At 71.5% G+C, this 9,547-nt stretch carries 7 protein-coding genes; all 7 read left to right on the top strand.

What is annotated here, in order from left to right; all coding sequences use genetic code 11:
• Positions 1–114: 114 nt before the first annotated feature.
• The 7 genes from AC31A1_RS39370 to AC31A1_RS39340 all read left to right on the top strand — a co-directional run bounded on the left by AC31A1_RS39370 (position 115) and on the right by AC31A1_RS39340 (position 9,504).
• Positions 115–591: an amidohydrolase family protein gene (locus tag AC31A1_RS39370; RefSeq protein ID WP_489657882.1), complete on the top strand. Its 477-nt coding sequence runs from the start codon at positions 115–117 to the stop codon at positions 589–591.
• 78 nt (positions 592–669) lie between these two features.
• Positions 670–1,383 carry a GntR family transcriptional regulator gene (locus tag AC31A1_RS39365; RefSeq protein WP_489657881.1) on the top strand — a complete coding sequence of 238 codons (714 nt, stop codon included), beginning with the start codon at positions 670–672 and terminating at the stop codon, positions 1,381–1,383.
• Positions 1,384–1,416: 33 nt separating this feature from the next.
• A complete protein-coding gene (locus AC31A1_RS39360) occupies positions 1,417–3,006 on the top strand; it encodes a carboxylesterase/lipase family protein (RefSeq protein ID WP_489657880.1) in 1,590 nt (529 codons plus the stop codon).
• An 11-nt stretch (positions 3,007–3,017) separates the two neighbouring features.
• On the top strand, positions 3,018–4,061 hold the full coding sequence (locus AC31A1_RS39355; RefSeq protein WP_489657879.1) for an ABC transporter substrate-binding protein: 1,044 nt from the start codon (positions 3,018–3,020) through the stop codon (positions 4,059–4,061).
• Between the two features lie 408 nt (positions 4,062–4,469).
• Positions 4,470–4,781 carry an ABC transporter permease subunit gene (locus AC31A1_RS39350; protein WP_489657883.1) on the top strand — a complete coding sequence of 104 codons (312 nt, stop codon included), beginning with the start codon at positions 4,470–4,472 and terminating at the stop codon, positions 4,779–4,781.
• A 317-nt stretch (positions 4,782–5,098) separates the two neighbouring features.
• Positions 5,099–5,476, top strand: coding sequence for a hypothetical protein (locus AC31A1_RS39345; protein WP_489657878.1), 378 nt, complete (start codon positions 5,099–5,101; stop codon positions 5,474–5,476).
• A gap of 164 nt (positions 5,477–5,640) precedes the next feature.
• Positions 5,641–9,504, top strand: a complete 3,864-nt coding sequence (locus AC31A1_RS39340; protein ID WP_489657877.1) for an nSTAND1 domain-containing NTPase — start codon at positions 5,641–5,643, stop codon at positions 9,502–9,504.
• The last annotated feature ends 43 nt before the right edge of the window (positions 9,505–9,547 follow it).

Below are 9,547 nucleotides of genomic sequence, written 5' to 3'. Positions count from 1 at the left end.
GGTCGCCGCCCCGCCCGACCAGGCCCAGGACGCCGTACAGCGCGCCTTCTGCCAAACCCGCACCGAGTCGCGGCCGGTGATGCTGAGCGCCCCGATCGACATCCAGCAGGGGGAGTGTGGGTCGCCGCTCCCGAGACATACGAATTCCGTTGCTGGGCCGGGGAGTTGGACATCGCCGTCTGCCTGCAGATGCGGCTCGGGGCGGCGACCAAGCAACTCCGGCAGGTGCTGGAGCGGTTCCCGGACGTCCGGGTCCTCCTCGATCATGTCGGCTACCCGGACATCGCCGCCTCGCCCGCCCGCGCCGGTGCCGATGTCGTCGAACTCGCCCAGCATCCGCGCCTGTTCCTGAAATTCACCCACCGCAACCAGGAGCGGCTGTACGACGTTGGGGACGCGGCGGCCGACTTCCTCGAACCCGTCGTGGCCGCGTTCGGCGCCGACCGGATTGCGTGGGGCTCCAACTGCCCGCCGCCGAGCAGTCGTTGCCCGAACTACTGCGCCTGGCCGAGGACGTCCTCGCCGTACTCCCGCCGGACGCCCGGCAGGCGATCTTCGCCGGCACGGCACGACGGCTGTACCCCGGGCTGACCGAAGACGGCGCCTGAACGGGACATACTCCCGGGACGGCCGACATCAGCGGCCGGCAACCCTTCCGAGAACACACAGGTGATCAAGGTGGACATCAGCGGTTACGACGACGTCGTGGATCCGGGCCGGACGTCGCCCACCCGGCACAGCCAGGCCTACGACGGACTGCGCTCGCTGCTCCTGTCGGGCAGCGTCGAGCCGGGCACCCGGCTCACCGAGGCCGACCTGACCAGGATGTTCAACGTCTCGCGCAGCACCATGCGGGCGGTACTGGTCCGGCTGACCCAGGAGGGCTATGTCACCAGCGAGGTCAACCGCGGTGTCCGCACCCGGAGTTTCTCCGTCGAGGAGGCCGCGGACATCCTGGAGGCCCGCGAGACGCTGGAGTCCGCCCTCGCCGGGAAGGCCGCCGAACGCGCCACCGACGAGGAGATCGCCCAACTCCGCGCCACCCTCCAGGAGATGGAGGACTGCAAGGCGCGCGGCGACCAGGCCGCGTACTCGCGCGGCAACCGCCTCTTCCACCAGCAGGTCAAACAGGCCGCACACCAGCAGACCCTCGCCAAGGCCTACGACACACTGCTCTACCCGCTCGTCATGCGCCAGTACCGCAACCTCTCCGCGCCCCACCCGCGCGCCGGTTCGCTGGAGGAGCACCAGGCGATCCTCCTCGCCATCATCACCCGCAACCCCGAGGCGGCCGTCGCCGCGATGCGCCATCACGTGGCCTCGGCCCGACAGGCACTCCTGCTGCGCTCGGACCGAGACGGCCCCGCCCACGCCACCGACTGACCGAACAATCGCCGCACACGAGAGAGGTTCTTCATGCGCCACCCAGTGGAAACCGAAGCAGGGCTGGTGGAGGGCATACCGGGCCGCGACCACGCGCTCACCGTGTTCCGCGGCATCCCCTACGCGGCACCCCCGGTGGGGGAGTTGCGCTGGCGCCCGCCCCAGCCCCCGCCGACCTGGCCCGGTGTACGCGCGGTCGGCGCCTTCGGCCCGATGTGCCCGCAGGCCCCCAACAGCGAGGTCGCCGGCATCGACCTCCCGATGAGCGAGGACTGCCTCAACCTCAACATCTGGACCGGTGCAACCTCCACCGAGGAGCGCCGCCCGGTCCTGGTCTGGATCTACGGCGGCGGCTTCCGTGTCGGCACCGGCGCGAGCCCCCGCTACGACGGCGAGGCCCTCGCCCGCAAAGGTCTCGTCGTCGTCACCTTCAACTACCGCCTGGGCGCCTTCGGTTTCCTCGCCACCCCCGAACTCAGCGCCGAGTCCGGCCACCACGCCTCCGGCAACTACGGCCTCCTCGACTGCGTCGCCGTCCTGCGCTGGGTCCGCGACAACATCACCAACTTCGGCGGCGACCCCGGCCGCGTCACCATCGCCGGACAGTCCGCCGGAGCCGGAGCCGTCAACTTCCTGGCCATGTCCACGCTTGCGCAGGGCCTCTTCCAGCGCGCCGTCGCCCAGAGCCACGCCCGCCACGCGCGCGACCCCGAACTCCGGTACCTGGCGACGTCGTACCGCACCCTGCCCGACGCCGAGCGCGCGGGCGCACGCTATGCCGGGGAGCGAGGCGGGCCCTCGCTCGCACGGTTGCGGTCGCTGCCCTGGCAGAAGCTCGTCGACGGGGACGCGGCCGTCGACTCCCTGGTGGAGACCGGGAGTTCGGCGAAGCCGCCGCTGTTCCGGCCCGTCGTCGACGGCTGGGTGCTCCCCGCCGGCTACGACGAGACGTACGCCAAAGGCCTCCAGAACAACGTCGGTTACCTCGCCGGCAACAATCGCGACGAGAGCGGAGCCGTCCCCGAGAGCACCTTCGCCGCCTACCGCGCGGCCGGCAAGAAGGCCTGGCGGCCGGGCATGCCCCCCGTTCACGTCACCCTCGACGACTACGAGGCCGCGGCCCGCCGCAAGTTCGGTGGGATGGCCGACGAGTTCCTGAGGCTGTACCCGGCTGCCGACGACGACGCGGCGGGGCGCGCCCACAGCGCCGCCGTACGCGACAACGCCCGTATTTCCACGTTCCTTTGGGGCACGGACTGGACCAGACACGCGGACCGCCCGCTCTACACGTACTTCTGGACGCACCGCTCCCCGGCGCGCGGGCAGGACCCGCGGCGCGCCTCGCACAGCTCCGAGATCGATTTCGTCCTCGACAACCTCGACCAGGACGACGCCGAGTGGACCGCCGAGGACCGGGCCGTCGCGGCGACCATGTCCGGCTACTGGGCCAACTTCACCGCAACCGGCGACCCCAACGGCCCCGGACTGCCCAACTGGCCGCCGTACACGCCGGATTCGGCGACGGTCATGCAGGTCGGCGAGGGCTTTGGACCGGTCCCGGTCGCTGAGCCCGCCCGGCTCGACTTCTGGAAGCGCTTCTTCCGTACGCAGCAGGCATGGTGACAGGAGACCTCATGAGACTACGCACCGCGGACACCCGTACCGCCGTCGCGCTGGCGGCGGCCATGGCGCTCGGCACGGCGCTGCTGACCGCGTGCGGCGGCGACTCCCCGGCGAGCGCCGACGGACTCACCACCGTGACGGTCGGCACCGGCGGCAACATCTTCGACCTGCCCCTCAAAGTGGCCGACGCCAACGGCTACTTCCGCAAGCAGGGACTCAAGATCAAGTACGTGACGCTGACCGCCGCGACCGGGCCCTCGGCCCTCCAGGCGGGCTCCGTGCAGTTCCTCCACGACAGCCCGACCGGGTTCGTCACCGCGCTCTCCAAGGGCCTCCCGGAGACCGCGCTCGCCGCCGACGGGCTCGGCAACCCGCTCGGGCTCGTCGTCAGCAAGAAGTTCGCCCAGGACCACGACCTGACCGCCGCCACCCCGGCCGCCGACGTGGCCAAGGCCCTGGCCGACTCCACCGCGGGCGCCAGCTCGGCCAACACCAAGGCCGAGGCCGGCATCTTCCTCAAGTCCCACGGCGTCGACCCCGACAAGCTGAAGTGGGTGTCGCTGCCCAGCCCGGTCGCCGACAAGGCCGCGCTCAACAACCACGAGATCGACTGGTTCGTCACCTCGGAACCGCTGCCCCTGCAGATCGCGGACTCCGGCGACGGCATCGTCGTAGCAACACCTCTGACCGTGCCCGAATGGGACGCCACGCACTCGGGATACAGCCAGTTCGTCGTGGCCCAGAAGAGCTACGCGAGCGGGCACGCCGACATTGCGAAGAAGTTCGTCACGGCCGTCCAGCAGGGCACCGCCTACATGCGGACCCACCTCGCCGACAAGCAGGACAAGACCGTGCTGGCCGTCGCGCGGAAGGCACTGCCCGGCGTACCGGCCGAGGTCCTCGAAGGCAGCCTCGAACAGGTCGACTGGCCGGCCAAGTCCTCGATGGACGCCGCCACTTGGAACACCACGACGGCCTTCATCGACGCGATAGGCGCGCTCCCCGACGGAGCCAAGGTCACCACGAGCGACTGGACCAACAAGTACCTGCCATGACACGGCCGGCGAGAAAGCGGAGGGAGCAGACGATGGCGGCTGCCACCGGCACGCCCGAGAGCACGGCCGAGGTCGCGGTCGCGACCGAACGACGCCGCAGGAAGAACGACCGTTGGCGGGGCACGGCCACCGTGGTGGCCTTGCGTCTCGCGGTGATCGCGCTCTGCCTGGTCCTCTGGCAGGTGATGATTGGACCGGTCCTCCCGGAGTACGCGGTCAGCAAGCCCACCGACGCGTCGCACGCCCTGTGGAATCTGCTCGGCTCCTTCTCCGGGTGGACCGACATCAGGGTGACGTCGATCGAGGTGCCGGCCGGATTCGCCATCGGCGTGGTCCTCGGCACCGTGATGGGCCTCCTGCGGGGCTCCTTCCTGCTCGCGGGCCGGGTTCTGGGACCCCTGGTCGAAGATCAACATCGCCGTCACGGGTCTGTCCTTCGTCGTCTTCTGCAACGTCTACCTCGGCCTGCGCCTGCGCCTGCGAGAACGCGAACTCGTCGAGATCGTCCTGGTGATGGGCGGCCGCCGCCACCACGTCCTCGGCCACGTCACGATCCCCACCCTCGTCGCCCCCTTCTTCTTCGCCGCTCTCAAGACCGGCGGCCCCCTCGCGATCCTCGGCGTCATCGCCGGCGAGTTCATCGCCTCCTCCGAAGGCGTCGGCCACGAACTGCTCACCTCGGCCATGAACCTCGACGCCGCGACGAGTTCGCCGGCCTGATCGTCCTGGTGGTGATGACCCTGAGCGGGTCGCCGGCGGCCGGCGAATTTTCCGTGCATACCCCGCCCCTCAACGGCCCGTTGAGCCGGCTCGACAAGTACGCGCTGAAGCGACTTGGGCTCGGTCCACGGAGGCCGGCCGAGCGACGCGCAGGTTGACCGCTGATCCACAAACCCCCTGATCACACTGGGTTTCCCGCACGTCACCCCGACGGGCAACAGGAAACCCGTCGACCTCGTAACTCCCCCGGGACAGGCTGATCCCCGTCAGCACGAAGCACGGCCTGCGACGACGCAGGAGACCCACTAGGGGGAAACATGCGCAAGATGGTGAGTGCCGCCGCCGCGTTCGCGACCGCGGCCATCGCTGTGGTGGCGATGAGCGGGGCGGCCCAGGCCAAGCCCGCCGACGGGACACCCTGGGACGGCTGCCCGTCCGGGGCGGTCTGCATCTACGGCCAGGGAGTGGACCCGGACGCCAACCCGCACCCGACCAACGTGTACTACAGCTACGGCGCCCACAACCTCAGCAATCAGTTGGGCGACCACTGGATCCTCAACAACCAGACCGGCGGCGCGACCGCGAGCGTGTGCAACGGCTACAACGGCACGAACTGCACCCTGACGATCGCCCAGGACTGGGCCTACAAACTCAACTTCACCCCCATCAACTCCATCACCCTCAACAGGCCGTAGCGGGATCTCCCGCCACGGGGGAGCGCTGCCGGGATCGGTCCAACCGGTCCCGGCAGTCCCGTTTTCGCCACTCCGGGTGAACTCCTCTCTCCCTGTCCGACCCCCGCAGTAACCTGGGCATCCGCCGTCCCACGATCCGGACAGGCCAGTGCCAGGGGGATGCCTTGGGGGATCAGCAGTACGACGACGCGGGCGTGGACCGGTCCGACCAACCGGGAAGCACCGCACAGGCCATGCCGTCCTTTCCCGCCCAGCTGAGACGGCTGCGCCGGGAGCGCGGACTGTCGCTGGCCGATCTCGCACGTCAGACGCACTACAGCAAGGGCTATCTCAGCAAGATCGAGACGGGCGTCAAGCGGGCGACCGTGGATGTCGCCCGCCAGTGCGACCACATCCTGCGCGCCGACGGCGAGTTGCTCCGGCTGGTGAGCGAGACCGGCTCGGCCGAGCGCGGTGCCGGGGCGTCCACCGACACCGCTACGCCCGCCTGTCCGTATCGCGGACTGGCGGCGTTCACCCCGCAGGACGCGGCCTGGTTCTTCGGCCGGGAGCGGGCCACGGCCGCACTCGTCGAGCGGGTCTTCCAACGCGTCGGCGGCGGACCGCTGTTGCTCGTCGCCCCGTCCGGCGCCGGCAAGTCCTCGCTCCTGAACGCCGGTCTCGTACCGGCGTTACGCCGCCCCGGCGGCTTCCCGATGCCCGGCGCCGAGCGCTGGCCGGTCGTCGCACTCACGCCCAGCGCCCATCCGCTGGACGAACTCCTCGAACGTACGGCGAAGGTCCTCGGCAGCGATCTCGACCTCACCGCCCAGGAGTTGACCGACCGCCCCGAGGCGTTACTGGAAGTGGTCCGCGCCCGCTCGGAGGGCGCCCCGCCCGGCCCCGACGGCCGCCGCCCGCCGCCGGACCTGCCGGTGCTGCTGGTCGACCAGTTCGAGGAACTCTTCACCCTCTGCTCCGACGAGAGCGAGAGACGGGCCTTCGTACGGGTCCTGTGGGCGCTGTCCACCGACCCTGACCCCGCCGTCGTCGTGCTCGGCGTCCGCGCCGACTTCACCGGCCGCTGCCTCGAACTCCCGGAACTCGCCCCGGTGTTGACCGACGGACTGTTCGTCCTGCTCCCCATGTCCGTGGCGGAACTGCGCGCATCCATCACCCGCCCCGCCGAACTCGCCGGCGTCACCCTCGAACCCGGCCTCGTCCCTCTCCTCCTGCGCGACGCCGGCCTGCGCGACGAACCAGGCACCGTGGACCGTTCCAACACCCCCGACGACACCCCGTCCGGCGCCCTGCCCCTCGTCTCCCACGCCCTCCTCGCGACCTGGCAGCAGCGCGAGGGCACCACCCTCACCGTGGCGGGGTACGAGCGCACCGGCGGCATCCAGGGCGCCATCGCCCGCACTGCCGAGACCGTGTTCGCCCAGCTGTACCCGGCCGAGCAGAAGACCATCCGGCGCGTCCTGTCCCGGCTCGTCCACGTGTCCGACGAGGGGACCGTCGCGACCCGGCGCCGCGCCAGCCGCAGCGCCCTGATGGAACAACTCGCCGACGCGGACGCCGCGTCGGCCGCCCTCGACGTCTTCGTCCGGGCCCGGCTGATCACCGTGGACCGCGACACCGTCGAGATCACCCACGAGGCCCTGCTGCACGCCTGGCCCCGACTGCGCGACTGGATCCACGCCGACCGCGCCGGACTCCTCATCCACCAGCAACTCGCCCACGCCGCCGCCGAATGGGAGCGCGAGGACCGCGACCCCTCCGCCCTCTACCGCGGCACCCGCCTCGACACGGTCCGCGCCTGGGCCGACGAACTCGACGGCCGCAGCCGCCTCGGCCCCCGCGAAGAGGCCTTCCTGCAAGCCAGTCAGGCGGAGGAGGACGCGCGTCAGCATCTGGCGAGGCGTCAGATCCGGTTCCGCCAGGCACTGTTCGCGACCCTTGCCGTCCTGCTCGGCCTCGCGGTGACCGCCGGCGGCCTCGCCTACCAGCAGCGCGCGAGCGCCCTCGACCAGGAGCGCGTCGCCCGCTCCCAGGCCCTCGCCGTGCAGTCCACCTCCCTGGCCGGCAGCCAGCCCGAGGCCTCGATGCTCCTAGCCGAGGAGGCCTACCGCGCCGACCACACCCCCGAGGCCCGCGGCGCCCTGCTCAGCACCCAGGCCCAGGCCTTCACCGCCCGCCTCGTCGGCCACCACGGCCCGGTCAACGCCGTCGCCTTCGCACCGAACGGCAGGCTCCTCGCGACGGCCGGCGCGTCCGGCACCGTACAACTGCGCCGCACCAGCGATCACCGTACGACCGCCACGCTCACCCTCCCCGGACGGGTCCGGTCGGTCGGCTTCAGCCCCGACGGGGCCGCGCTGGCGGCGACGTCCAGCGACGGGCCGGTACGGATCTGGGGCACCGCCGACCACCGGGTGCGGGCCCTGCTGCCCGCGAGCACCACCGGCGCCCGCGCTCTCGCCTTCGACCCCCGCGGCCGTACCCTCGCGGTCGCCGGTGACGATGGAACGGTCCAACTCTGGGACATCGCAGGCGACAAGCCCACCGAGGTACGGCTCCTCGGGCACACCGGCCGGGTCAACACGCTGGCCTACGCCCCGGACGGCAGGACCCTGGCCTCGGGCGGCTCCGACCGGACCGTACGCCTGTGGGACACCGACCGGGAACGGTCCCTCGCCGTGCTCAAGGGGCACACGGACGAAGTGCTCGGGGTGGCGTTCTCGCCGGACGGGCGGAGCGTGGCCTCCGGGGGCGTCGACCGGACCGTACGCCTGTGGGACGTGGCCTCGGACCGGTCCACGGCGACGCTGACCGGACACAGCGACGACATCAACGCCGTCGCCTACACACCAGACGGCGGCACGGTCGTCAGCGCGGGCGGCGACGGCACGACCCGGCTGTGGGACGTGCGCACGGGACGGCCGGCCGCGATCCTCGCCGGGCACACCGACTACGTGATGTCCGTCGCCGTGAACTCCACCGGCACGACCCTCGCCACCGGCGGCTTCGACCAGTCGGTGGTGCTGTGGGACCTGCGCGGCCCGGTGCTCACGGCCCGGCCGTTCACCGAGGTCTCGCAGGCCGCGTACAGCCCGGATGGAACGCTCCTGGCGACCGCCGAGGCGGACCACACCGTACGGCTGTGGGACGTGGCCCGGCACCGGGCCGTGGCGACGTTCCGGGGCCACCGCGAGAGCGTGTTCTCGGTGGCGTTCTCGCCGGACGGCCGCACTCTCGCGTCGGCGGGCTCGGACGGCACGATCCGGCTGTGGGACGTCCGCTCGCACCGTGCGCTCGCGACCCTCACCGGCCACACCGGGGACGTCTTCTCGGCAGCGTTCGCGCCCGACGGCCGCACCCTCGCCTCCGCGGGCGCCGACCGCACGGTCCGCATCTGGGACGTCCACAGCCACCGCCAACTCGCTGTCCTCAACGGCTTCTTGGACTCCGCCAACGATGTCACCTACAGTCCCGACGGTCGCACCCTCGCCAGCGCGGGCGACGACCTGACCGTCCGCCTCTGGGACACGGCGACCCACCGCGCCCTCGCCACCCTGACGGGCCACACCGGAGCGGTGAGAGGCGTGGCCTTCAGCCCCGACGGCCGGACCCTCGCGAGCAGCAGCAACGACGGCACCGTCCGCCTGTGGGACGTCCGCCACCGCCGCTTCGAGGCCTCCCTCACCGGCCACACCGGATCCGTGCGCGGCATCGCCTTCTCGCCGGACGGCCACCTCCTCGCGAGCAGCGGCAGCGACCGTACGGTACGGCTCTGGGACATGGCCGGACGGCGGCCGTGGGCCACGCTCACCGGGCACACGAACGCGGTGTGGGGCGTCGCGTTTGCGCCCGACGGCCGGACGCTGGCGAGCAGCAGCAACGACGGGACCGTACGCCTGTGGGACCTCGACCTCGGCGACCGGCTCACCCGAATCTGCCGTCTGCGCACGGCGATTGGCCCCGAGGAGCGCAAGACGCTGATGCCCGGACTGCCCGTGTCGTTCACCCCCGCGTGTGTGAAGCCCTGACCGCGGGGGGGGGCAACTGCCCCTGGTGGGAGGGGGTTTCCCC

This window comes from Streptomyces sp. P5F9, assembly GCF_057961495.1.
Note: the sequence above shows the minus strand (reverse complement) of the source record. Positions and strands in the feature narration are given on the sequence as shown.

Coding starts and splice junctions, on each gene's coding strand:
- AC31A1_RS39360 (WP_489657880.1), top strand. CDS start 1,417: ATGCGCCACCCAGTGGAAACCGAAGCAGGGCTGGTGGAGGGCATACCG.
- AC31A1_RS39355 (WP_489657879.1), top strand. CDS start 3,018: ATGAGACTACGCACCGCGGACACCCGTACCGCCGTCGCGCTGGCGGCG.
- AC31A1_RS39345 (WP_489657878.1), top strand. CDS start 5,099: ATGCGCAAGATGGTGAGTGCCGCCGCCGCGTTCGCGACCGCGGCCATC.